The organism is Streptosporangium subroseum (assembly GCF_900188345.1).
Lineage (GTDB): Bacteria > Actinomycetota > Actinomycetes > Streptosporangiales > Streptosporangiaceae > Streptosporangium > Streptosporangium subroseum.
In genome coordinates this window covers 31,435-56,577 of sequence record NZ_FZOD01000058.1, presented here as the reverse complement: position 1 = coordinate 56,577, position 25,143 = coordinate 31,435, and the positions used below count along the sequence as shown (strand labels likewise).

Below are 25,143 nucleotides of genomic sequence, written 5' to 3'. Positions count from 1 at the left end.
GGCGACCGCCCTCCCCTCCGCTTCGGCCGAGTTCGTCCCCGCCTCCTCCAGCCGGGCCGCGCTCCCTCTCCGACCTCTCCGACTCCAGCCACGCTCACCCCCCACCCAGTCAAGGAGTCCATCTCGCCATGCGCGGAAAAGCTCGCACCCTCTTACTCACCCTCGCCCTCGCCCTGGTAGGCGCCATGATCGTGGCCGCCCCTCCGGCGAGCGCGGCCACCACCACCTACCAGGCCGAGTCGGCGGCACTGTCCGGCGGCGCTGTCGTCGGCACCGACCACACCGGTTACACCGGCGGCGGATTCGTCGGCGGCTACACCGACGCCAACAAGGGCAACGCGGCCACCACCTTCACGGTGAACGCCACCCCCGCCGGCTCCCGTACCCTCTCCCTGCGCTACGCCAACGGCACCGGCGCGACCATGTCCCTGTCGATCTACGTCAACGGCGCCAAGATCCGCCAGACCACCCTCCCCGCCGCCGGTGACTGGAACACCTGGGGGACCAAGGCGGAGGCCCTCACGCTGCGGGCGGGCTCCAACACCGTCGCCTACCGCTTCGACACCACCGACCTGGGCAACGTCAACCTCGACAGCCTCACGGTGGGCGACGTGACCGCCCCGCCCGACCCGCCCGCCGGTCTGCCCTACCAGATGGAGACCGGTTTCCTGTCGGGCGGCGCCGCCGTCGCCACCTCGATCGGCGGCTTCAGCGGCACCGGGTACGCGAGCGGTTTCACCGCCGTGGGTGCCCGCGCCATCCGCACGGTCAACGTGGCCGCCGCGGGCAACGCCGTCACGTCGCTGCGCTACAGCAACACCACCGGCGGCGCGAAGACCCTGAGCACCTACGTCAACGGCCTCAGGACCGGCCAGGTCACCTTGCCCGCGGGCAGTGGCTGGCTCACGGCCACCCAGACGCTGTCGCTGCGCGCCGGTCTCAATCTGATCGGCTACCAGTACGACGCCGGTGACACCGGCGGCGTCGCCCTCGACGGCCTGAGCGTCGCCGGCGACCTCACGCTGAACGCCCGCGGTGCCACCGTGCCCTACACCGAGTACGAGGCGGAGAACGGCTCGACCAACGCCACCCCCGTCGGCCCCGACCGCACCTATCTCACCGTCGCCTCCGAGGCGTCGGGCCGCCGTGCCGTACGCCTCGACGCCACCGGCAAGTATGTCCAGTTCACCCTGACCAAGCCCGCCAACTCGATCGTCGTGCGCTACTCCATCCCCGACAACGCGGCCGGAACCGGCATCACCGCCCCGCTCGCGCTGTACGCGGGCGGCGCGAAACTGCAGGATCTGTCCCTCTCGTCGACCTACAGCTGGGTCTACGGCGAGTATCCCTACGGCAACGACCCCGCGGGCGGAAAGCCGCACCACTTCTTCGACGAGGTACGCGCCCAGTTCCCCACCCAGCCCGCGGGCACCGTGCTGAAGCTGCAGAAGGACGCCTCCTCGACCGCCGCCTACTACGTGATCGACCTCGTCGACACCGAGCAGGTCGCCCCCGCGCTCGCCGCTCCCGCCGACCACCTGTCGATCACCGGCTACGGCGCGGTCGCCAACGACGTCGGCGACGACACCGCCGCGATCAACAACGCCGTCGCGGCGGCACGCGCCCAGGGCAGGGGCGTGTGGATCCCGGCCGGCACGTTCGTCATCAACGCGCGCGTCAACCTGGCGGGCGTCAGTGTGCGCGGGGCCGGTCAGTGGTACACCACCGTCCGCGGCACCGCCGGCAAGGGCGGCTTCTTCGCCACCGGTTCCGGTGTCCAGGTCGCCGACCTGACCATCGCCGGCGACGTGCGCTACCGCGACGACGCCAACTTCGACACCGGCATCGAGGGAAACTTCGGCTCCGGATCGCTGGTGCACAACGTCTGGATGGAACACGTCAAGGTCGGCATGTGGATCGACTCCGGGACCGACGGCCTGTACGTCGCCGGCGTGCGGATCCGCGACACCTTCGCCGACGGCGTCAACATCCACGCAGGCGTCAGGAACACCCGGTTCGACCAGAGCGCCGTACGCAACACCGGGGACGACGGGCTGGCCATGTTCTCCCAGGGCTCCCCCGTCACGAACAGCGCCTTCACCTTCAACACCGTGTCCCTGCCGCTGCTGGCCAACACCGTCGGCATCTACGGCGGCACCGGCAACCGGGTCGAGGACAACCTGCTGTCGGACACGGTCACCGGCTCCTCCGGCATCGCGATCAGCACCCGTTTCTCCCCCGTGCCGTTCAGCGGCACCACCTCGGTGCAGCGCAACACGCTGAGCCGCACCGGTGGGTTCGAACCCAACTGGGGCTCCCAGCTGGGAGCTCTCTGGATCTACGCCGACACCGCCGACATCACCGCCCCGGTGCTGGTCAAGGACCTCACCGTCGTCGACAGCACCTACCAGGCGATCCTGCTCAGCTACCAGAAGACGATCACCAATCTCACCCTTGACCACATCACGGTCACCGGCGCCGGCGGCTACGCCATCGAGGCCAACGCCGCGGGCAACGCCACGGCGAACTACGTGACGGTCGCCGGAGCCGCCTCCGGCGGCCTGAACAACCTGACCGGCTACACGTTCACACGCGGTCCGGGCAACAGCGGCTGGTAGCCGCGGCGAGTACCACCGTGGGCGTCCCGCACAGCGCGGGACGCCCACCGCATGTCCATCAGCATCCAGTCAGGAGAACCCGTCCATGCCTCATTCCCCCGCCGCCTGGTGGCGCACCGCCTCGATCTACCAGATCTACGTGCGCAGCTTCGCCGACGGCAACGGCGACGGCATCGGCGACGTCGCCGGCATCCGCGAGCGCCTGCCGTACCTGCGTGACCTGGGCGTCGACGCACTCTGGCTCACCCCGTGGTACGTGTCGCCGATGGCGGACGCGGGCTACGACGTCGCCGACTACCGGGACATCGACCCGATCTTCGGCACCCTCGCCGAGGCCGAGGCCCTCATCGGCGAGGCCCACGAGAACGGCCTGCGGCTCATCGTCGACCTGGTTCCCAACCACTGCTCCGACCGCCACCCCTGGTTCCGGGAGGCTCTCGCGGCGGCGCCGGGTTCGGCCGCCCGCGAGCGGTTCTGGTTCGTCCCCGGCCGGGGCGAGCACGGCGAACTGCCGCCCAACGACTGGCAGTCCTACTTCGGCGGTCCCGCCTGGACTCGCGTCACGGAGGCCGAGGGCTCCCCCGGGCCCTGGTACCTGCACATGTTCGCCCCGCAGCAGCCGGACCTGAACTGGGAACACCCCGAGGTCCGGGAGGAGTTCGAGGACATCCTGCGCTTCTGGCTGGACCGGGGCGTGGACGGCTTCCGCATCGACGTGGCCCACGGCCTGACCAAAAAACCCGGACTGCCCGACGTCGGCCCCGACCCCGACCCCGCCGACCTGCCGTACCAGGACACCGACGGGGTCCACGCCATCTACCGCTCCTGGCGCGCCATCATCGACGCCTACGAGGGCGAGCGCGTTTTTGTCGGGGAGGTGTGGCTGCCCACCCCCTCCCAGTTCGCCCGCTATCTGCGCCCCGACGAGCTGCACTCGGCGTTCAACTTCGAGTTCCTGTGCTGCGCCTGGGAGCCGGGCCCGATCCGTGAGGTGATCGAGCAGACCCTCGCCGCGCACGTCCCCGTCGGCGCGCCGCCCACCTGGGTGCTCTCCAACCACGACACGATCCGTCACGTCACCCGGTACGGCAGGCAGGAGACCGGGTTCGACATGGGCAACAAGCGCCACGGCGCTCCGACGGACCTCGACCTCGGGCTGCGCAGGGCCCGGGCCGCGGCCCTTCTCACCCTCGCCCTCCCGGGCGGCGTCTACGTCTACCAGGGCGACGAGCTGGGCCTGGCCGAGGTCGAGGACATCCCCGACGACCTGCTCCAGGATCCCACCTGGGAGCGTTCCGGCCACACCGACCGCGGCCGTGACGGCTGCCGCGTCCCGCTCCCGTGGAACGGCGAGCATCCCCCGTTCGGTTTCTCACCGCCGGACGCCGCGACCGAACCCTGGCTTCCCCAGCCCCCGGCCTGGAAGGACACCACCGTCGAGGCTCAGATGGGCGAGCCCAGCTCCATGCTGTCGCTCTACCGCGCCGCCCTGGTCCTGCGGCGCACCGATCTGACCCGGCTGCCGGAAACCGTCTCCTGGCTCGACGCCGGCCCCGGAACGGTCGCCTTCGTCCGGGGCGACGGCTTCGCCTGCGTCGTCAACCTCTCCGAAGCCCCCATCGAGCTGCCCGCGCACCACGGCGTCCTGCTGGCCAGCGGTCCCGTCGTCGACGGGCTGCTGCCATCGGACACCTGCGTCTGGCTCCGTCTGGCCCCAGAGGGTACGGATGATCTTTAACTGGACCGCCGTCGCGGTGGTCGCCGGCGGTGCCACCCCGCCGCGCGACCCCGACGGCGGTCTGGTCGAGACCGATGCCCGCACAGAGCCGTGTCGTACGGGGGCCGCGTCGTACGGGGCCGTATCGCGCGGAGTTACGTCGCATGGAGCCGTACCATGCGGAGCCACGCCATACGGGTCCGTATCGCGCGGAGCCGCGTCACACGGAGCCGGAGCTATGCGGAGAAGCCCGGCTGGTCGCCGACGATGCCGTCGAGGTAGACCCAGGCCCGGTCGTGAAGCACGAAACGACTGTTCTCATGGAGTTCGCCCGCGTGTCCGCGCTCGGTGTAATGGGCGCGGAACTCGACCGTGCCCTCACCGGTGAGCGGGCTGCCGCCGGTGCTGCCGAGGACGTCCAGGCGCAGCCAGCGCGTCGCGGGGTCGAAGTCGATGCCCGGCGGTCTCGTCCTGGGGTGCCAGCTGCGGAGCAGATATGCCTCGTCCTGGACGGCGAACGCGCTGAAGCGGGAACGCATCAGCTGCTCCGGGGTGGTCGCCCGGGCCTCCCCGCGATGCAACCGGCCGCAGCAGTCGTCATAGGCCGCGGGCAGCCCGCAGGGGCAGGTCGTCGTCGAGGTGGCGCGGGCCCGCGGCGAGCGTGGCGTGCGTGAGGACATGCCTCCATTGTGGAGGCACCTGTGAGGGCACCGCGTCGTGAGGATGCCTTGGTACGACAACAACAGGTTGTGATCTGAACTTGTGTGGTGGACGATCCGGTCATGCCGGCGGAGACGGTGGCTCCGTCCCTGCCCGCTCGCTCGCGCCGACCGGCTGGAAGCCGGCCTGAGGCGTTCAGGATCGGGCCAGGTCGTCCGTCGTGTCCGCCCGGTCAGGCAGGAAGATCTCCTCGATGGTCAGGCCGAAGACGTCGGCGATGGTGAACGCCAGGGGCAGGCTGGGGTCGTACCGCTCGGTCTCGATGGCGTTGATGGCCTGTCGGGAGACTTGGCACCGGTCGGCCAGGGCGGCCTGGCTCCACCGGCGGGCTGCCCGCAGTTCGCGTAGTCGGTTCTTCATGGATGCGGCGCCTTCATCGGTGCAGGCGGGTGCGCAGGTCGGCGATCACCAGCCAGATCGCCACCCCGCCGAGAAGGATCAGCTGCGTGAGCTGATGGAGCTGGATGACGCCCACGGCGTCGAGCACGGTGGCCACCTGCAGTGCCACAAGGACCGCTGCGAAGGCGATGGCCATGCTTTCCAGCTGGATCTTGCGCAGGTACTCGTCCGCACGCCGGAACGCCCGCAGCAGGACCCAGGCCACGGCGAGCGCGAACACGGCGGTAGCCGCAATCCACCAGGCCTTCTGAGCGGTGCTCTGATCGGGATCACTGCCTAGCGCCAGGGCCACCGGGCCCAGAACGGCCACGGGTAGGCCATCGATGAGGACAGCGCGGCGGGCCGCGAGCGTCACTTGGTCCTGCTGTTTCGCCATGACACGAAGGTAAAGCGACCGTTCCATATAGTCAAGGATCCTTGACCATATGGAAGGCCAACCTTACATTTTTGCCGTGTTGAACGCGAGACGACCCCTGAGCCTGACCCAAAGCTCGCTGCTCGGCGCTGCCGCGGCGTCGGCCATCGCCCAGCCTCGACGCACCGCGGCTTCACCCGGTCCCGCGGCAGGGGCCCGTACGCCGGAGCGCGCCGAGCGCGTCGCGAACCCCTTCATTCCGCATACCGCCCGCTCGAACCCGTACGACCCACCCAAACGTGACCCTTACGACCTATCAGAAGCGAGCTCGTACGGCCCACTCGAAGCGGAATCCAGGACGCTTCGCACTCGTCATGATCTTCAGACGACCCTGTCGAGCGCCTGCTTCTCCTTGGCGGGGTCGAGCCCGACCTGGGGCCTGTCCGTTCGAAGGTGTGGGTCGCCCTCCGCCTGGAGCCAGGCCCAGGTGTCGGCGACCGTCTCCTGGACCGGTCGGCAGGTGAGCCCGGCGTTGTAGGCGGCGGAGACGTCTCCGCTGATCAGACCGCCGAACTCGGCGTTGTCCGGCAACCAGATCGGCAACTCGACCCACGGGCCGATACCCGCTTCCTCGATCACTTCGGGTGGGGTCCAGACCAGCTCGGCGTCTGACCCGACTGTCTTCACCGCCGTGGCGAGCAGTTCGCCCATGGTGGTGTGCCCGAGGCGGCTGACCGTGTTGAACGCGCCGCCGACACCGCGCTCCGCGGCGACGAGCATCCACGCCGCCAGGTCCCTCGCGTCGATGTACTGGAGCGGACGGGCGGGATCGCCGGGCGCCAGGACCCGGCCGCCGCGCTCGATGCGGCGCAACCACCAGGGCAGCCGCCCGATGTTCTCGTAAGGACCCAGGACCAGTCCGGCGCGGGCGAGCAGGGCTCTGTCACCGAACGCCCGCAGGGCGGCGAGCTCGCCGCCGCGTTTGGCCGCGGCGTAGTCCTCGGCGTCGTCCCCGTCCGGATCGCCGGCGACCAGTGGGGCGTGCTCGTCGGCGCCGATCGGCATCGGCCACTCGTGAACCGATCGGCTGGACACGTACCCGTAGTGACCGGCCCGGCCGGCCAGCAGCCCGCACGCGTCGCGGACCACGCGCGGCGCTCCGCTCCAGGTGTCGATGATCGCGTCCCACTCCCGGTCTCCGAGAGCCGTGCGCAGTGCCTCGGGGTCGGTCCGGTCCGCGATGATCGAGTCCGTCCCCGTCGCGGCGGGCCTGCTCATCCCCCGGTTGAGCGTGGTGACCTCGTCACCCCGCGCCAGTGCCGTCTCGACGACGGCTCGTCCCACAAAATGCGTCCCACCCAGGACAAGAAGCCTCATACCGGCCATCCTGACCCCGGAGGAGTCAACGGCGTCTCGAATTCGCCGAAAGCATGACCGCGTTCACCCGAGGCGTAGCCGACTGGGCATGGCGGACGTCAAGTGCGGCGGACGCTGGGTGCGGCAGCCCGGGTACGGCGGGCGGCCCGGATGCCACCTCCGCGCACGCCGACCGGACAAAGCCGGTCGGCGTGCGCGGGGCCAGGCTGCCCGCGGCCCGGACCGGCTCACTGCGGAGGGTAGTCCCCCAGACCGTCGCGGAGCCGGTCGAAGACCCGGCGGACATCGCGCTGGTGGGCGGACTCGATCGTCTCGTCGTCGTCGCCGCTCGCCACCCGCTCGCGCAGCCGGCGGTACAGCGTCCGCTGCGCGCCGATCAGGGTGGAGGCGACGATGGACGGGATGGGATCGTCGGCCTCCGCGCCGGCCTCGGACGCCAGCGCCTCCGCGAGGGTGCTCATGAGGTGGGCGTTGACCTCGTACATCTTGCGCTGCAGAGACGGGTTGCCGTTCACGAGGTCGTAGAACCCACGAGGACGTGCGAGATCCCGCCGGATCCCCGGAATCAGCCTGGCCTGCGCGGAACAGAGCTGCCGGAACGAGTCGAGGATGGAGACCCCGGGCGGACGCTCACGGACGGCGGCCAACGACATGGCCTCACGCTCGTCGGCCCGGTAGAAGACCAGGTCCTCCTTGGTGGGGAAGTGGTTGAACACCGTCTTCTTCGACACCTGGGCGGCCGCGGCGATCTCGTCGACCGTGACCTCGTCATATCCCTGAGCGCGGAAGAGCGAGGCCGCCGTATCGGCGATGAGCTGGCGTGTCTGGGTCTTCTTCAGCTCCCGCAGTCCACCTGCTCGCATGGTCACAGCCTACCGGTTTTCGACCTTGTCGCCATTTGACTTCACTAAGGGCATTCTTACACTAAGGGTAGCGAAAATGGGAGTACCGCGACGCGACCGGCGATACAACCTCGGTGAGACAGGGGATCGAACATGTGCGGAATCACGGGATGGGTGTCCTTCGAACGCGACCTGCGGGAGGAACGCCCCACCGTCGAGACGATGACCATGACCATGGCTCGCCGGGGGCCGGACGACGAGGGGATCTGGGTGACGGAGCACGCCGCTCTCGGCCATCGCCGGCTTGCGATCATCGACCTGCCCGGGGGGCGGCAGCCGATGAGCGTGCGGACTCCCGACGGTGACGTCACGCTGGTGTACTCCGGCGAGACCTACAACTTTCCCGAGCTGCGGAACGAGCTCCTGCGACGCGGCCACGTCCTGCGCACGACCTCCGACACCGAGGTCGTGCTGCACGGCTATCTGGAGTGGGGCGAAGCGGTCGCCGAGCACCTGAACGGCATGTTCGCCTTCGCGATCTGGGACGGGCGGCACAACAAACTGGTCATGATCCGGGACCGCATGGGCGTCAAGCCGCTCTTCTACTACCCGACCCCCGACGGGGTGCTGTTCGGCTCCGAGCCCAAGGCCATCCTCGCCAACCCGCTGGCCGAGACGGCCGTGGGGCTCGACGGGCTCCGGGAGCTGTTCGCCTTCGTCAGGACACCCGGCCTCGCGATCTGGAAGGGCATGCGAGAGGTGGAGCCGGGCACCGTCATCAGGGTCGACCGCAATGGTCTGCGCATCGACAGGTACTGGTCGCTGCGGACCGCACCCCACCTCGACGACCGTGAGACGTCGGTGGCGCACGTCCGCGACCTGCTCGACGACATCGTCCGCCGCCAGCTCGTCGCCGACGTCCCGCGCTGCGTGCTCCTGTCCGGCGGGCTGGACTCCTCGGCCCTGACCGCGATCGCCGCCGGGCAGCTGTCGGGCACCGGGGAGACCCTGCGCAGCTTCGCCGTCGACTTCGCCGGGCAGGCCGAGAACTTCGTCGCCACCGCGCTGCGCGCCACGCCCGACACCCCCTACGTGCACGACGTCGCCAAGCAGTCCGGCACCGACCACGAGGACATCGTGCTCGACTCCGCCGCCCTCGCCGACCCCGAGACGCGGGCGAACATCATCCGCGCCCGGGACACCCCGATGGGCCTGGGAGACATGGACGCCTCGCTCTACCTCCTGTTCTCCGCCATCCGCCGGCACTCGACCGTCGCGCTGTCCGGGGAGTCCGCCGACGAGGTGTTCGGGGGGTACCAGCAGTTCTTCAGTCCCAAGGTCCAGCAGGCCGACACCTTCCCCTGGCTGGCGTCCCTCACCGGTGAATCACCCCGGCGGACCTTCCTCAACCAGGAGTTCGGCCGGGCCCTCGACCTCGGCCGCTACATCCAGGACAGCTACGACGCCGCCGTCGCCACGATCGAGAGGCTGGACGGCGAGAGCGACTTCGAGTATCGGATGCGCCGCATCTCCCACCTGTATCTCACCCGCTTCGTCCGCGTGCTGCTGGACCGCAAGGACCGCACCAGCATGGCCGTCGGCCTCGAGGTCCGCGTGCCGTTCTGCGATCATCGCCTCGTCGAGTACGTCTACAACGCCCCGTGGGCACTCAAGACCTACGACGGCCGGGAGAAGAGCCTCCTGCGCGGCGCGACCGCCGACGTGCTCCCCCAGTCGGTGGTGGAGCGGACCAAGAGCCCCTACCCCTCCACCCAGGATCCGGCGTACGCGACGACGCTGCGGAACAGCGCACGCGACGTCCTCGCGGACGCCGCCAACCCGGTGTTCGACATCATCGACCGCGAGGGCCTGCGCCGCGCCGTCGAGGCCGACACCCCGCAGGCGATGCCCCTCGCCCGACGCGCGATCGAGCGCGCCCTCGACCTCTCGCTCTGGCTGGACATCTACAGGCCGACCATCACCACCTCGTGACCCGCTCCGCCCTGACGGCTGATTCGCCCCGCCCCGTCGAGACCGGCGGGCCGGGGCGAGGACGCCCATGCATGAAATGTGAACCGTCTGTAGACACAGGTACGACACGGTTGCCCCATGACTGATATCTCCCCTGAGGATGTTGTCCGCAACTACTGGGCGCAGTTCGGCCCGACCTTCGACGACGCGGTGGCGTCCTCCAGGCGCTGGCTGCACGAGGACCTCGAGCTGGTCTCGTTCATGTCTCCGGACAATCCGATCAAGAAGCTCGACGCGATGCTCGAGGACCTCGAACGCGCACGCGCCAACGCGGGCATCCACGGATACGCGGTCGAACTGCCGAACGTCGCGGCCAACGGCAACGTGGTGTTCGCCGAGCGGCACGAGACGATGCTCGACAAGGACGGCAAGCCGCTGACCGCCTTCGACGTCGTCGGCGTGTCCGAGGTCGAAGACGGCAAGATCCGCCGGTTCACCGACTGCTTCTTCGACACCCGGCAGATGGCCGGCGGCTGGAACGACGGCGGCCACGCCCTCGGCTAGGGTCAAGCCCTGTACTCCGGTGGCATTTCGCGATCTTCCTGCATTGTTCCCATCACTTCCGCATGCGGAAAGCCACGAGATTAACCTGAGCCCATGTGGCGGTGGAGAAATCTCGGGTCAGGCGGCTCCAGGGGTGCCGCGGTCACCGGACAGGTGCCCGGCCGCGCGCGGCGGCGGTCCCGCGCCACGGAAATGATCGGGGCCGGGTTACGGATCCACCCGGATGAGGTGGCCGGATCGCCAGGCCCGGGCAGGGGCCTCCGCCCTGTTTCCCACGGGCCGGCGGGGGTCCGGGCGGCGTGACCGTGATCGATGAGGCGTCCCTGTTTCGGGCCTGCGCGGCAGGCCGGGTTCCGCGGGCACAGGACGGCGAGGAACTCGTCGTCGAAGGCAGCCTGGTCCGTGAGCTTTGCCGACGGGACCGCGAGGAGATCGACCCGCGCGGACTGGCGATCGAGCGCGCCAGAATCGGCGGCGATCTCGACCTGAGCGGGATGGAGATCTCCTTCCCGCTCCGCTTCACCGACTGCGTGTTCGACCGGCCCGTCCATCTGGACGGCGCCGACCTGCACATGCTGGCGTTCGACGGCTGCACGATTCCCGGCGTCATGGCCAACGGACTACGGGTCCGCCGCGACCTGGATCTGTCCAGATCGCACATCACCGGCGACCTGTGGACCTCGGCCAGCACCTCCTGCAGCGCGGCCGTCTGGCTGTGCGAGTCGGAGATCGCGGGATTCGTCTACGACCGGTTCGACGGCGCCTGGGACTGGCGGGCCCGTCGCGACTGGCTGCGCGGGATGGTCCCCTTCGACGCCGGTCCCTACGAGCAGGCGGCCAGGGTGTTCCGCCGGCACGGCCATTCGGTGGAGGCCGAGCGGCTGCTCATCGAACAGCGCCGGCAGGCCAGGCGGGCGCCGTCGCCGGGCGGCCGCTCGCCGCGCCGTGTGATCAGGAACGCCCGTGACCTGCTCTACGGGCTCACCGTCGGCTACGGCTACCGGCCGGGCCGGGTGCTGTGGCTGCTGGGCGCCCTGCTCGCCCTGGTGGGCGTCATGATGCTGAGCCCCGCGGTCCAGCAGACCCTGCGAGCCACCGATCCGCGCGGAAACGTCTACGTGGTGGACGGCCGGCTGGTCACCGTGGATGACGTGGCGACGCCCGAAGACGGTACGGCGACCGCGGCGGGGCGCGACGCCCGTCCCGGGCCGTGTGGGGATGGGCAGGTGCGCTGCTTCGACCCGCTGTTCTACACGGTGGACACCGTCGTCCCGCTCATCTCGCTGGGCCAGCGCGCGACGTGGTATCCCGAGACGCGCAGCCCGGCTGGAGCGATGGTCTCGGCGCTGTTGAACGTGGCCGGCCTGCTGGGCTGGCTGCTGTCGACGGTTGTCGTGCTCTCCTTCGCCCGGCTCGCCAGACCTGTGTGAGGGCCGAGGTGCTGGGACGACGCCAGGGCGCGCCTATGGATCATCGGTCCGACCAGCGCCGCCCCCCAGACTCGCCAGCATCTCCGACTCGGCCTCCACGGTCCACCTCCGGGAATTCGAGATCTCAGCCAGCGCCCGGCTTCCGTCCCGCGGCAGGTCGCACCGATCTCCTCGGCGGGGGTGAAGTCCCACGTGTCGCGGTCGCGCCGGTGGCAGCAACCCGGGAGACCGTCCAACCTGCGGTCTCGTCTGAAAATCCGCCTCACCTGAGGCCCATGGGGTGGGTGATGCTCCGGAGACAATCCGGTCACACCCGTTGACACACAAAGAGATCAAGTGATCTATTCACTTTATGAGTTACAGCGAGCAGTCGTTGTCCGAGCGACTGGCAGACGACATCGTCGAGATCATCCACAGTGAGCGACTGGGTCCCGGCGATGTGCTGGCCTCCTCTCGGGAACTGGCGCGTCGCTTCGAGGTCACCACGCCGACGGTGCGCGAGGCGCTGCGCCGGCTGGAGGCCACCGGCGTGGTGGAGTTCCGGCACGGGTCGGGCACCTACGTCGGGCCGGGCATCGACCGCCGGCTGCTGGCCAATCCGCACCTGCCCCGCAGCACGCGGGAGTCGGTGCTCGAACTGGTCGAGGCTCGCCTGGTCGTCGAGCCCGCGATCGCCGCGGTCGCCGCCCGGATCAGGGTTCCCGAGGCCGTCGAGGAGTTGAAGGCGGCGTCGGCCAACGCCCTGCATCCGCCGCAGGAGTCGCTCCGTCAGTCCGTGCACTTCCATGTCGCCCTGGCGGCGGCCAGCGGCAACGCGCTGCTCCGTGAAACCGTCGAGGCGCTGCTCCACGTGCGGGCGCGTGAGCAGGTCGAGATCCGGCACCGCTACAACGACCGGACCCGGGACCACGCCGAGCACGTGGAGATCTTCGAAGCCGTACGCGACGGCGACGCGGAGGCAGCCGAGCGGCTCACCCGCGAGCATCTCACGGCGATCCGGGACGCGATCGCGGCCGCCGAGTTCCCCGAGGCGGACCGTTGAGCCGGCGGCGCCCCGTACGGCTCGGGGAGATGACGACGCTCGAAGCGGCCGAGGCCGTGCGTGCCAGCCCTCTGGTCATCATTCCGGCGGGCGCGTTCGAGCAGCACGGGCCCGGCATGCCCATGGCCACCGACACGATTCGCGCCGAGCACGTCGCCGAGCTGGTGGCCCTGGAGCTCGCCGGCTCCGCGGTGATCGGCCCGTCGGTGCCGGTCGGCGTCTCACCGCACCACCTCGCCTTCGCGGGCACCGTCACCCTGACGACCACCACCCTGGCCGCGGTGGTTCGCGAGTACGCCGACAGCCTCCACCGGCACGGCTGGCGGAAGATCCTCGTGATCACCGGCCACGGAGGCAACAACGCCACTCTCACCACGGTCGCCCAGGACCTGCTCACCACCCATCCGGACCTGCAGTTCGCCTGGACCCCGCTGACCTCGCTGGCCGCCGACGTGGTGGCCGGCATGCGGGTCAGCGAGGTCCACGGGCACAGCGGCGAGGCCGAGACCGCCCAGATGCTCCACCTGGCGTCCCACCTCGTGCACACCGAGCGGCTCGCCCCCGGCACCACCCACCTCGGTGAACTCGGCCCCGTCTCCCGGCTGTCGCTCCAGGGCGGCCACCCCGCCCTCACGATGCGCTACGACCGGCTCAGCCCCAACGGCGTGCTCGGCGATCCCCGCAACGCCACCCCGGAGGACGGCCGGGCCGTCGTCGAGACGGCCGTCGCCCGCATCGTCGCCTTCACCAGGACCTGGCTGGACGCCTAGCCCCGTTCCAGCCCATCACCGCTCACCGGCGTGCGCACCGCACGTACGGCGGTGAGTGCTGTCACAAAACCCCCCAACGGCCGCACGGACGCGGCCGACGACAGGAGCCCCCCATGACAGGCGCGAGAGTTCTCCTACGCACCCTCACCGCGACGGCAACCGCCGGGCTCGTACTGCTGGGCGGCACGCTCGCCCCCGCGTACGCCGCCACCTCGAACACCGAAGCCGCGACGACCCGGTCCGGCGGGTGCCGCACACCGGCGCCCCAGACGCCCGGCACGAGCGTCCTGCACTCCATGACCAGTCAGGGCATCGAGCGGACCTATCAGCTTCATCTTCCGCCGAACTACACCCCCCGCCGCGCGTGGCCGTTGGTCCTCGCCTTCCACGGGCGCGGCAACACGGGCGCCGGAACCGAGGAGTTCTCCAAGCTCTCCACGCTCCCCGCCGTCGTGGCCTACCCCAACGGCGTCATCGGCACCGGCGACGGCGACCGGCAGGCCTGGCAGGGCGCGCCCTACGAGGCGCCCGGTGTGGACGACGTCGCGTTCACCTCGGATCTGCTGAACACGCTGGAGGACCGGCTCTGCGTCGATCAGCGACGCGTGTACGCCACGGGCAAGTCCAACGGCGCCGGGTTCATCGGCCTGCTCGCCTGCCGCATGGCGGATCGGATCGCCGCGATCGCCCCGGTGGCCGGGGCCTTCTATCCCGCCACCGGCCAGGACTGCCGTCCCTCCCGCCCCGTGCCGGTCATCGACTTCCACGGGACGGGCGACGCCACGATTCCCTACACCGGGGACGCCGACCGGGGCCTGCCGGCCATCCCCGACTGGGTCGCCGCGTGGGCACAGCGTGACAACTGCGCGAAGCGAGTTCGCGACCGGGTGACCGGACCCGACATCACGGTCTCCCGCTGGGTGGGCTGCGACAAGGGAGCCGAGGTCCAGCACGTCGCGGTCACCGGAGGTGGCCACACCTGGCCGGGCGCCGACATCTACAGCGGCGGCGGATACACCACCCAGACCATCGAAGCGCACCAGGTCCTGTGGGATTTCCTGCGCCGCCACCGGCTGCCCCGCACCGCGAATCACTGACCCACCCCTTCGACACCACCCGAGCCAACCCCGCCCCTCCGGCATCAGCCCAAGCCCCCGAGCAGCCCCCGCCACTCCCCGCCCCTCCGGCACCGGCCCAAGCTCCCGAGCCGTCCCCGCCTCCCGGATCCGACGCGCCGCCACTCCCGTCCCCGGCGGCCGCCTCCTGACGCCCTGTGGCGATCCGCCCCTCCGCGCCATCGCCGCACCCTCGGCCGCGGCCGTCCCGCCCCGCGGGCGGGACGCCGACGTCCCCTCCCCCACAGCCGCACCCCGTTCATGCCGGGCTGCCCTTCCCCCGTACGGAGCCGCCATGTCCGCCCCCAGTCCCGCGACACCGGAAACATCGCGGGAACCCGCCGAACCCCCGCTGCCGCGCATCGTCAGGGCGATGGCGGTCGTCGAACGCGCCGGCAACGCCCTACCCCACCCGTTCTGGCTGTTCTGGATCCTCTCCGCGATCCTCGTCGTCCTCAGCGCGGCCCTCACCGGGCTGGGCGTCTCCGTGGTCTCGCCCAGCGACGGCGAGACCGTCGCGGTCCGGAGCCTGCTCAGCGGTGACGGCCTGGCCATGGCCGTCTCCACGATGATCGACAATTTCGCCTCGTTCCCGCCCATGGCGACCATCGTCGTGGTCATCATGGGCGTCGCGGTGGCCGAACGCAGCGGATTCCTCACGGCGCTGATGAAGGTCGGGGTCTCCCGCGTCCCCGCCTCCGGGGTCGTGTTCGCGGTCGCCTTCGCGGGCACCGTGGCCCACGTCGCGTCGGCGGCCGCCTACATCATCCTGGTGCCCCTCGGCGGCCTGGCCTTCCGCGCCGTCGGCCGCTCACCGATCCTCGGCATCGTCGTCGCCTACACCTCCATCGCCTCCGGATACGACGCCAGCCCGATCCCCACCCCCAACGACGCCATCTTCGCCGGCATCACCACCGCCGCCGCGAAGATCGTCGGAGGGGAGGCCGCCTACGTGTCGCCCCTGAGCAACTGGTACTTCAACATCGTCTCGTCCCTCGTGCTGGCGGCCGTCATCACGCTGGTGACGAAGTTCGTCCTGAGCAAGCGGCCCGATCTCGACGCCGACCCCGACGTGGACCTTGAAGACATCGGGCAGCTCAACCTCAGCGCACGGGAGCGGTCCGCCCTCCGGTTCGCGGCGATCTCGCTCGTGGCCGCCCTGGTGGCCCTGACCGCCATCATCCTGCCGGAGTCCTCACCGCTGCGAGGCGAGGGGGGCAGCATCGTCCAGTCCCCGCTCCTGGACGGCATCGCCGCGATCGTCGCCCTGCTGTTCGGACTCGTCGGCATCGTCTACGGGATGCGCTCCGGCTCCATCACCAAGCCCGGTGACGTGCCGAAGCTGATGGTGGAGGGCATCAGGCAGATGGCGCCGGTGCTCGTCCTGTTCTTCGCGATCGCCCAGTTCCTCGCCTACTTCGACTGGACCCACATCGGAGACGTCCTGGCCGTCAACGCCGCGGAGGCGCTGAAGCAGAGCGGTGTGCCGATCGTCGTCGTCTTCCTGCTCATCCTGCTCGTGCTGACCCTGGTCAACATCATGGTCACCAGTGGCTCCGCCATGTGGGCCCTGGCCGCACCGGTCCTGGTCCCCATGCTGATGCTCGTCCATGTCCCCGCGGAGACCACCCAGGCCCTGTTCCGCATCGCCGACTCGGGTTCCACCGCCATCACCCCGATGAGCCCGTACTTCCTGATGGCCCTGGGCTTCCTCCAGCGCTACCGCAAGAACGCCGGCATCGGCACCCTCGCCTCCTACACCCTGCCGCTCGCCATCGCCATGACCACCGTCTGGACCCTGCTCTTCCTGGCCTGGTGGGCCCTCGGCATCCCTCTGGGGCCGGGCGCCCCGGTCAACTGACCCAGGCCGCAGCGGTCCCCGACGGGTCGGGGACCGCTGCGGCGCCCTGGTGCGCTGGGGCGCGGCCGAGGTCTGCCGCCTGCCGAAGACCTCGGACGGACGACGCCGATGTAGACGGCATGCGTGTGATCGGGGCATATTCGCTCATGTGTTGTTGCGTGAGCTGGAATATCTGGTGGCACTGGCCAAGGAGCGGCACTTCGCTCGGGCGGCCGCGGCCTGTCACGTCTCTCAGCCCTCCCTGTCGGCGGCCATTCGCAAGCTCGAACGCGATCTCGGCGTGCCCCTCGTCCAGCGCGGTCAGCGGTTCTCCGGGCTCACCCCGGAAGGCGAGCGGGCGCTGCTGTGGGCGCAGCGCATCCTCGCCGAGTGCGACGCGCTGCGGCAGGACCTGTCCACGATGCGCGGAAGCCTGTCGGGCACGCTGCACATCGCGGCGATCCCCACCGCGCTGACCGCCGCCTCCCTGCTGACCTCCCCCTTCTGCGAACGGCACCCGCATGCCCGGGTCTCCCTCACCTCGCTCTCCTCCCGCGAGATCAACCGGCAGCTGGCGGAGTTCGAGATCGACGTGGCCATGACCTACCTCGACGACGAGGAACTCGGCGGCGTCCGGGGCACCCCGCTGTACGAGGAGCGCTATCTCCTCCTCACCCCGGACGACGGGGAGCTGGCCGACCGGACGGTGGTGCGCTGGGCCGAACTCGCCGCCCTTCCGCTCTGCCTCCTGTCCCCCGAGATGCGCAACCGGCGCATCCTGGACGGCATCTTCCGCGAATTCGGGACCACCCCCGTCCCGGTCATCGAGACCGACACGGTCTCGGCCCTGTACGCCCACGTCGCCACGCACCGGTGGTCCAGCGTGATCGCACACGCCTGGCTGTACATGTTCGGCGTCCCCGACGGCATGCGGGTGGTCCGGATGGAAAGGCCGGCGCAGGCGCCCAGGATCGGCCTGGTGGTCGCCGACCGCAGTCCCGAACCCGTCCTGGCCCGAGCCCTGCTGGACGTCACCCGCGAACTCGATCTCCGCGACGAGCTTGACCGGCTGGTGCACCAGCACCTCACATAGCCCTCATGACCCTCGTGAACCACCCGGTGGCCGGATCCGGCGCCGTCCGCCCGTAAATGGCGTCTTCGCCTAACCTGTTCAAAGAATGCGGGGCCGAATATCGGGGCCTCCTCCGAGGGAGGAGAGGTCGCGAACGCATCCGCACCCGTCTGAGCAGGGGTGATAGGCGGCGTCTATCATGCAATAGCAGAAAACGATTGGACGCGCGACGGAAAATGCATGACCTTGCATTTGCGAGGGTCTTATTATCGGAAGGGCTGGCCATGACGTCATTGCCAACGCGATCCCTGGAAGATCAGGTGCGTTCGATCGTCGCGGAGCATCGTGACAAACGGGGTGCTCTGCTGCCGATTCTCCACGCCGTCATGGAAGATCTAGGCTATGTCGATCCGGCGGTGATCCCCATCTTAGCCGACGAGCTGAACCTGTCGAGGGCCGACGTCCACGGCGTTGTCACCTTCTATCACGACTTCCGGCAGACCCTGCCCGGACGCAGGACGGTGCGGATCTGCCGGGCCGAGGCGTGCCAGGCGGTGGGCGCGGCGAAGTTGGCGGACCAGGCCCAGGCCCGGCTCGGTGTCACCTTCGGTGAGACGACCGAGGACGGCGCGGTCACCCTGGAGCAGGTCTTCTGCCTCGGCAACTGCGCGATCGGCCCATCGGTCCAGGTCGACGACCGGCTGTACGGCCGGGTCAGCCCGCAGCAGCTGGACCGCCTGCTGGACGTGAACGCATGAGCGGCCCGGATGAGACCGTGACCGTCTACGTGCCCCGCGACTCCGCGGCCCGCTCCGTGGGCGCCGACGAGGTCGCCGAGGGCGTCGCCGCCACGGCGGCCGGTCGCCCGATCCGCGTCGTCCGTACGGGCTCCCGCGGCATGCTGTGGCTCGAACCGCTGGTCGAGGTGGCCACCGCCGCCGGCCGGATCGCGTACGGCCCGGTCGCTCCGGAAGACGTCGAAGAGCTGGTCGCGGCGGGGATGCTCGACGGCGCGGAGCATCGCCTGCGTCTCGGCCCGGTCGAGGACATCGACTGGTTGCGTGATCAGACACGGGTCACCTTCGCGCGGGTCGGTGTCGTCGATCCGCTCTCCGCCGAGGACTACACCGCGCACGGCGGGATGGCCGGGCTGCGGCGCGCCCTGTCCCTCACCCCCGAGGAGGTCGTCGCCGAGGTCACCGAGTCCGGGTTGCGCGGCCGCGGGGGCGCCGGATTCCCCGCCGGCATCAAGTGGAAGACGGTCCAGCAGGCCGAGTCGGCCCTGAAGTTCGTCTGCTGCAACGCCGACGAGGGCGACAGCGGCACCTTCGCCGACCGGATGCTGATGGAGGGCGACCCGTTCACCCTCATCGAGGGCATGACGATCGCCGCCTGGGCGGCCGGCGCCCAGGAAGGCTACATCTACATCCGCTCGGAGTATCCGGACGCGGTGGCCACGCTGCGGACGGCGATCGAGATCGCCTACACGCGGGGCTGGCTCGGCCGGAACATCCTCGGCTCCGAGCTCTCCTTCGACCTGTTCGTCCGGGTCGGCGGGGGCGCGTACATCTGCGGCGAGGAGACCTCCATGCTGGAGAGCCTGGAGGGCAAGCGCGGCATGGTCCGCGCCAAGCCGCCGATCCCGGCGCTGGAAGGCCTGTTCGGCAAGCCGACCGTGGTCAACAACGTCCTCACCCTCGGCTCGGTGCCGATGATCCTGGCCGACGGCGCGGAGGCCTTCGCCCGCCACGGCGTGGGCCGTTCCCGGGGCACCCAGGTCTTCCAGCTCGGGGGCAACGTCGCCCGGGGCGGCATCGTGGAGACCGCCTTCGGCATCACTCTCGGCGAGCTGGTGGAGGGCTACGGCGGCGGCACCCGGTCGGGACGGCCGGTGCGGACCGTCCAGGTCGGCGGACCGCTCGGGGCCTACCTGCCCACGTCCCGGTTCGACCTGCCCATGGACTACGAGGCGTTCGCCGCGGCGAACGCGATGGTCGGCCACGGCGGTGTGGTGGTCTTCGACGACACCGTGGACATGGCGGGCCAGGCACGGTTCGCCATGGAGTTCTGCGCCGCCGAGTCGTGCGGCAAATGCACCCCCTGCCGGATCGGGGCGGTGCGCGGAGTGGAGGTCATCGACCGGATCGTCGCGGGTGAGGACCGGCCGGCCAACCTGAAGCTCCTCAACGACCTGTGTGACCTGATGACCGAGGGCTCCCTCTGCGCGATGGGCGGCCTGACCCCGATGCCGGTGAAGAGCGCCCTCGCGCACTTCCCCGGTGACTTCGGAACGACGACGGAGGAACAGCGATGAGCCTGATCAAGGAGAAGGACTACGGCACTCCGGCGCGACCGGGTGAGGCGACCGTGGCCGTGGAGATCGACGGCAAGACCGTGACGGTTCCCGAGGGAACCTCGGTCCTGCGCGCCGCCGCCGAGGTCGGCATCGACATCCCCAAGCTGTGCGCCACCGACAACCTCGAGCCCTTCGGGTCCTGTCGTCTGTGCCTGGTGGACATCGACGGTCGCAAGGGCTCCCCCGCGTCGTGCACCACGCCGGTGGCGCCCGGGATGAAGGTACGCACCCAGACGCCCAAGCTGGCCGAGCTGCGCCGCGGGGTCATGGAGCTGTACATCTCCGACCACCCGCTGGACTGCCTGACCTGCCCGGCCAACGGCGACTGCGAGCTGCAGGACATGGCCGGGGTCGTCGGCCTGCGCGAGGTCCGCTACGGCTTCGACGGTGAGAACCACCTCGACGAGCCGACCGACAGCTCCAACCCCTACTTCGACTTCGACGCCAGCAAGTGCATCGCCTGCTCTCGCTGCGTACGTGCCTGCGACGAGGTGCAGGGCACCTTCGCCCTGACGCTTGAGGGCCGCGGGTTCGACACGAAGATCGCCGCGGGCGCGGGCGGCACCTTCATGGAGTCCGACTGCGTGTCCTGCGGCGCCTGCGTGCAGGCCTGCCCGACGTCCACGCTGCAGGAACGCTCCGTGGTCCAGCTGGGCATGCCGAACCGTACCGTGCTCACCACCTGCGCGTACTGCGGCGTGGGCTGCTCCTTCAAGGCCGAGCTGCGCGGCGACGAGGTCGTCCGCATGGTCCCCTACAAGGACGGCAAGGCCAACGAGGGACACTCCTGCGTCAAGGGCCGGTTCGCCTTCGGTTACGCCTCCCATCCCGACCGCCAGCTCAAGCCGATGATGCGCGAGCGGATCACCGACCCGTGGCGGGAGGTGGAGTGGGAGGAGGCCATCGGATACGTCGGCCGGCGCATGCTGGAGATCCAGAGCCTGCACGGTATGGGCGCGATCGGCGGCATCACCTCATCGCGCTGCACCAACGAGGAGGTCTACGCCGTCCAGAAGATGGTGCGCGCGGCCTTCGGCAACAACAACGTGGACACCTGCGCCCGGGTCTGCCACTCCCCGACCGGCTACGGCCTGAAGCAGACCTACGGCACCTCGGCCGGCACCCAGGACTTCAAGTCCGTCGACCAGGCGGACGTCATCCTGGTCATCGGCGCCAATCCGACCGACGCCCACCCGGTGTTCGCCTCGCGGATCAAGCGCAGGCTGCGCAAGGGCGCCCAGCTCATCGTCGCCGACCCCCGCAAGATTGACCTGGTGCGATCCCCGCACGTCGAGGCCCAGCACCACCTGCGGGTGATGCCCGGCACCAACGTGGCGCTGATCAACGCCATGGGGCACGTCGTGGTGACCGAGGGCCTCGTGGACCGCGAGTTCGTCGCGGAGCGCTGCGAGGACTTCTCGGAGTGGGAGCGGTTCATCGCGGACCCCGAGCACAGCCCCGAGGCGGTCGAGGAGATCACCGGCATTCCGGCCGCCGACCTGCGGGCGGCGACCCGCCTCTACGCCGGCGCGCGCAACGCGACCATCATGTACGGCCTCGGGGTCACCGAGCACAGCCAGGGCTCGACCATGGTGATGGGCATGGCCAACCTCGCCATGGCGACCGGCAACATCGGCCGCGAAGGCGTCGGGGTGAACCCGCTGCGCGGGCAGAACAACGTGCAGGGGTCGTGCGACATGGGCTCCTTCCCGCACGAGCTGCCGGGCTACCGCCACGTGTCCGACGACGCGGTCCGCAGCACCTTCGAGACGCTGTGGGGCGCCGTACTGCAGTCCGAGCCGGGCCTGCGCATCCCCAACATGTTCGACGCGGCGGTCGACGGCTCCTTCCGGGCGCTGTTCGTGCAGGGAGAGGACATCGTCCAGTCGGACCCGAACACCAAGCACGTCACGGGCGCCCTGTCGTCCATGGACCTGGTGGTGGTCCAGGACCTCTTCCTCAACGAGACCTCCAAGTACGCGCACGTCTTCCTGCCGGGCACGTCCTTCCTGGAGAAGAACGGGACGTTCACCAACGCCGAGCGCCGCATCAACCGGGTGCGCCCGGTGATGGCGCCCAAGACCGGCAAGCACGAGTGGCAGATCGTGTGCGAGATCGCGCAGGCGATGGGCTACCCGATGAAGTACGACGACTCCTCCCAGATCATGGACGAGATCGCGATGACCACGCCCACCTTCTCGGGGGTGTCGTTCGCCAAGCTCGACGAGGTCGGCAGCGTGCAGTGGCCCTGCAACGAGGGCGCGCCCGAGGGCACGCCGATCATGCACATCGACGGGTTCGTCCGGGGCAGGGGCCGGTTCATGGAGACCGTCTACGTTCCGACCCAGGAGCGCAGCACCCGGAAGTATCCCCTGATCCTGACCACCGGGCGCATCCTGTCCCAGTACAACGTGGGCGCCCAGACCCGGCGCACCGGAAACTCGGCCTGGCACCCGGAGGACCTCCTGGAGATGCACCCGCACGACGCCGAGGTGCGCGGTATCCGCGACGGCGACACCGTGGCGCTGGCCAGCCGGATCGGGGAGACCAGCCTGCGGGTCAAGATCGACGATCGGATGCCGGTCGGGGTGGTCTACACGACCTTCCACCACCCCGTGACGGGCGCCAACGTGGTGACCACCGAGAACTCGGACTGGGCGACCAACTGTCCCGAGTACAAGGTCACCGCGGTCCAGGTGACGCTGACGCATCCCGTCGCCACACATCCCGCCCCGGTATTGGTGAAGTGAGCCGTGACCTCGACGCACACCCCTCCTCACGTTCGCCTGGCGAACGAGATCGCGGCGCAGTTCCAGCGCCGCGATCCGGCCCTCGCGGCCCAGGTGATCGCCGACCACATCCAGAGCTTCTGGGATCCCAGGATGCGGTCCCGGTTGATCGCCGATGCCGGGGTCTCCGGCAGCGGCATGGACCCGCTGGTCGTGGCCGCCGCCGCCCTGTTGCCGCCACCCTCCGACACCCATACGGAACTCAGGCCACTCTGACCCCGCAGGCCGGAGAACGGTTCCCCTGACGGCCGACCACAACGCCGGGCCCTCCTTTTCGACGTCGAAGAGGAGGGCCCGGCGGGCTTTCGAGCACACCTGGCGCGAGCGGCCGGGCAGCACGCACAGGACGGGACGTGCTCTCGGCGACGGGTCCGGCGGCCTCCTCATCCCAACCGAGCCGTACGCGGTGAGCACGGCTCCAGCCCTCGCGCCGCGGCTCCGAGTTGGACATCGGCGGGGCCTGTCTGGTATCGCCGTATACACACTTGAACGTGCCATTGCGCCGCGGCCGAAGATCCGGCCGCGTGAGGGCCGACGGCAGAAGAGCACCAGGGAGCACCTATGAGTTTCAGCCAGCTGACCCACCTGGAGTGTGGCCGGTGCGGAGCCGATCATGACAGCGAGCGGCCGCAGAACCTGTGCACGAAGTGCGGATCACCGCTGCTCGCCCGTTATGACCTGGCGGCGGTCCGTTCCTCGCTGGACCCCGCGGAGTTCGCCCGGCGCTCCCCCGACCTGTGGCGCTATCACGAGCTGCTGCCGGTGAGGAACCCGGAGTCGGTGACCACCCTGGGCGAGGGGATGACGCCGTTGCTGCCGATGGCGCGGTACGGCGAGCGGATCGGCCTGCCGCGACTGCTGATGAAGGACGAGGGGCTGATCCCCACCGGTTCCTTCAAGGCCCGCGGCGCCGCGGTCGGAGTGTCCCGGGCGGCCGAGCTGGGAGTCAAGCGGCTGGCGATGCCGACCAACGGCAACGCCGGTGCCGCCTGGTCCCTGTACAGCGCCCGGGCCGGCCTGACCGCCACGATCGTGATGCCCGTGGACGCACCGGAGATCACCCGGCGGGAGTGCGTGGCCGCGGGTGCGGACCTGCACCTGGTCGACGGCCTGATCAGCGATGCCGGGCGAATGGTCGGCGAGTTGGTCGCGGCCTCGGACGGCCGGGTCTTCGACGCCTCGACGCTCAAGGAGCCCTACCGCATCGAGGGCAAGAAGACCATGGGCATCGAGATCGTCGAGCAGCTCGGCTGGCGGATGCCCGACGTGATCCTCTACCCGACCGGCGGCGGGGTGGGCCTGATCGGCATCCACAAGGCCCTGAACGAGCTGCGGGAGCTGGGCTGGATCTCGGGTCCGCCGCCGCGGCTGGTCGCGGTCCAGGCCGAGGGGTGCGCGCCGATCGTCCGCGCGTTCGAGGCCGGAGAGCGGGAGAGCCGGTTCTGGGAGGGGTCCCAGACCGTGGCGTTCGGCATCAACGTGCCCAAGCCCATCGGCGATTTCCTCATCCTGGACGCGCTGGCCGAGACCTCGGGGACCGCGATCACGGTCAGCGACGCCGAGCTGCTGGCCGAGCTGCGGGAGGTCGCGGCCCTGGAGGGGGCTTTCGTCTGCCCGGAAGGCGCGGCGGCCTTCGCCGCGGCCCGCAAGCTGCGCGCGTCGGGATGGATCGGCGCGGACGAGCAGGTCGTGGTGCTGAACACCGGAGCGGGCCTGAAGTATCCGGGGACGGTCTCCGTGGACGCGCCGATCCTGGCGGTGGACGCCCACCTCACCTGACGCTCACGTCGCGCCACCGGAAGGCCGGACCGGACGAGGACGGCCGCCCCTCCTCGTCACGTGGAGTGCAGCACTTTTTTCGTCTCCGCCATCAGCTTGATTCCCACCAGCAGGGAGATGAACGAGAGCGGGATGAAGACGACCGACAGCTCGTCCGGCCAGTCCAGCAGTCTGGGTAGTGCCGTCGAAACGATGAAGAGCGCAAAGAACAGCAGCGACCGCGCGTACGATCCGACCCGCGACGCCTGAATCCGCCTGGGCGCCCTGCCCGTCACCAGCAGCCAGACGCCGTATACGGCCATCGCGCATCCGACCGCGACGATGGCCCAGCCGAACGCGATCGCCAGTGCGTGCAGACTCATCGGAATCACACCTTCGTCGCCGTCG

The 25,143-nt window shown here is 69.9% G+C and carries 21 protein-coding genes; 15 read left to right on the top strand and 6 right to left on the bottom strand.

Translation table 11 applies throughout. The features are described from left to right. Positions 1 to 128 precede the first annotated feature (128 nt). The gene (locus tag CHC08_RS37295) at positions 129 to 2,618 is read left to right on the top strand and encodes a CBM35 domain-containing protein (protein WP_089212099.1); all 2,490 of its coding nucleotides are present in this window, start codon (positions 129 to 131) and stop codon (positions 2,616 to 2,618) included. Positions 2,619 to 2,703: 85 nt separating this feature from the next. Then, a complete protein-coding gene (locus tag CHC08_RS37290) occupies positions 2,704 to 4,356 on the top strand; it encodes a glycoside hydrolase family 13 protein (RefSeq protein ID WP_089212098.1) in 1,653 nt (550 codons plus the stop codon). Positions 4,357 to 4,571: 215 nt separating this feature from the next. On the opposite strand, the gene CHC08_RS37285 is transcribed toward CHC08_RS37290, so the two are convergent. The 5 genes from CHC08_RS37285 to CHC08_RS37265 form a co-directional block, all read right to left on the bottom strand. Beyond that, entirely contained in the window at positions 4,572 to 5,015 is a 444-nt protein-coding gene (locus CHC08_RS37285; RefSeq protein ID WP_089212097.1) for a YchJ family protein, read from the bottom strand. A 175-nt stretch (positions 5,016 to 5,190) separates the two neighbouring features. Next, on the bottom strand, positions 5,191 to 5,415 hold the full coding sequence (locus CHC08_RS37280; RefSeq protein WP_089212096.1) for a helix-turn-helix transcriptional regulator: 225 nt from the start codon (positions 5,413 to 5,415) through the stop codon (positions 5,191 to 5,193). Between the two features lie 13 nt (positions 5,416 to 5,428). Then, positions 5,429 to 5,830 carry a hypothetical protein gene (locus tag CHC08_RS37275; RefSeq protein ID WP_089212106.1) on the bottom strand — a complete coding sequence of 134 codons (402 nt, stop codon included), beginning with the start codon at positions 5,828 to 5,830 and terminating at the stop codon, positions 5,429 to 5,431. A gap of 360 nt (positions 5,831 to 6,190) precedes the next feature. Continuing rightward, the gene (locus CHC08_RS37270; RefSeq protein WP_089212095.1) at positions 6,191 to 7,186 is read right to left on the bottom strand and encodes an NAD-dependent epimerase/dehydratase family protein; all 996 of its coding nucleotides are present in this window, start codon (positions 7,184 to 7,186) and stop codon (positions 6,191 to 6,193) included. Positions 7,187 to 7,413: 227 nt separating this feature from the next. Further along, positions 7,414 to 8,049, bottom strand: coding sequence for a TetR/AcrR family transcriptional regulator (locus tag CHC08_RS37265; RefSeq protein ID WP_143653500.1), 636 nt, complete (start codon positions 8,047 to 8,049; stop codon positions 7,414 to 7,416). Positions 8,050 to 8,181: 132 nt separating this feature from the next. Between CHC08_RS37265 and asnB the strand changes: the two genes are divergently transcribed. The 13 genes from asnB (at position 8,182) to CHC08_RS37200 (ending at position 24,756) form a co-directional block, all read left to right on the top strand. Further along, positions 8,182 to 10,020, top strand: a complete 1,839-nt coding sequence (gene asnB / locus CHC08_RS37260; protein ID WP_089212093.1) for an asparagine synthase (glutamine-hydrolyzing) — start codon at positions 8,182 to 8,184, stop codon at positions 10,018 to 10,020. Between the two features lie 117 nt (positions 10,021 to 10,137). Beyond that, positions 10,138 to 10,563, top strand: coding sequence for a nuclear transport factor 2 family protein (locus tag CHC08_RS37255; RefSeq protein ID WP_089212092.1), 426 nt, complete (start codon positions 10,138 to 10,140; stop codon positions 10,561 to 10,563). 299 nt (positions 10,564 to 10,862) lie between these two features. Next, positions 10,863 to 11,993, top strand: a complete 1,131-nt coding sequence (locus CHC08_RS37250; RefSeq protein WP_089212091.1) for a pentapeptide repeat-containing protein — start codon at positions 10,863 to 10,865, stop codon at positions 11,991 to 11,993. A 352-nt stretch (positions 11,994 to 12,345) separates the two neighbouring features. Further along, positions 12,346 to 13,035: a FadR/GntR family transcriptional regulator gene (locus CHC08_RS37245; protein ID WP_089212090.1), complete on the top strand. Its 690-nt coding sequence runs from the start codon at positions 12,346 to 12,348 to the stop codon at positions 13,033 to 13,035. 29 nt (positions 13,036 to 13,064) lie between these two features. Further along, positions 13,065 to 13,805 (top strand): creatininase family protein, encoded by a 741-nt coding sequence (locus tag CHC08_RS37240; protein WP_089212089.1) that lies wholly within the window; start codon positions 13,065 to 13,067, stop codon positions 13,803 to 13,805. Positions 13,806 to 13,918: 113 nt separating this feature from the next. After that, positions 13,919 to 14,902, top strand: a complete 984-nt coding sequence (locus CHC08_RS37235; protein ID WP_089212088.1) for a CE1 family esterase — start codon at positions 13,919 to 13,921, stop codon at positions 14,900 to 14,902. Between the two features lie 313 nt (positions 14,903 to 15,215). Next, positions 15,216 to 16,781 carry an AbgT family transporter gene (locus CHC08_RS37230; RefSeq protein WP_089212087.1) on the top strand — a complete coding sequence of 522 codons (1,566 nt, stop codon included), beginning with the start codon at positions 15,216 to 15,218 and terminating at the stop codon, positions 16,779 to 16,781. Positions 16,782 to 16,929: 148 nt separating this feature from the next. After that, a complete protein-coding gene (locus CHC08_RS37225; protein WP_089212086.1) occupies positions 16,930 to 17,853 on the top strand; it encodes a LysR family transcriptional regulator in 924 nt (307 codons plus the stop codon). A 56-nt stretch (positions 17,854 to 17,909) separates the two neighbouring features. Continuing rightward, entirely contained in the window at positions 17,910 to 18,590 is a 681-nt protein-coding gene (locus tag CHC08_RS37220; protein WP_338055718.1) for a formate dehydrogenase subunit gamma, read from the top strand. Further along, positions 18,587 to 20,146 (top strand): formate dehydrogenase beta subunit, encoded by a 1,560-nt coding sequence (locus CHC08_RS37215; protein WP_089212084.1) that lies wholly within the window; start codon positions 18,587 to 18,589, stop codon positions 20,144 to 20,146. Before CHC08_RS37220 ends, CHC08_RS37215 begins: the two co-directional genes overlap by 4 nt. Continuing rightward, positions 20,143 to 22,938 (top strand): formate dehydrogenase subunit alpha, encoded by a 2,796-nt coding sequence (gene fdhF, locus CHC08_RS37210; protein ID WP_089212083.1) that lies wholly within the window; start codon positions 20,143 to 20,145, stop codon positions 22,936 to 22,938. Before CHC08_RS37215 ends, fdhF begins: the two co-directional genes overlap by 4 nt. Before the next feature lie 3 nt (positions 22,939 to 22,941). Further along, the gene (locus tag CHC08_RS37205) at positions 22,942 to 23,193 is read left to right on the top strand and encodes a formate dehydrogenase subunit delta (protein WP_143653499.1); all 252 of its coding nucleotides are present in this window, start codon (positions 22,942 to 22,944) and stop codon (positions 23,191 to 23,193) included. Between the two features lie 345 nt (positions 23,194 to 23,538). Further along, on the top strand, positions 23,539 to 24,756 hold the full coding sequence (locus CHC08_RS37200; RefSeq protein ID WP_089212082.1) for a threonine synthase: 1,218 nt from the start codon (positions 23,539 to 23,541) through the stop codon (positions 24,754 to 24,756). Between the two features lie 56 nt (positions 24,757 to 24,812). Here CHC08_RS37200 and CHC08_RS37195 read toward each other — a convergent pair whose 3' ends face one another. Further along, complete coding sequence (locus CHC08_RS37195) at positions 24,813 to 25,118, bottom strand: hypothetical protein (RefSeq protein ID WP_089212081.1); 306 nt, start codon at positions 25,116 to 25,118, stop codon at positions 24,813 to 24,815. Positions 25,119 to 25,143 lie beyond the last annotated feature (25 nt).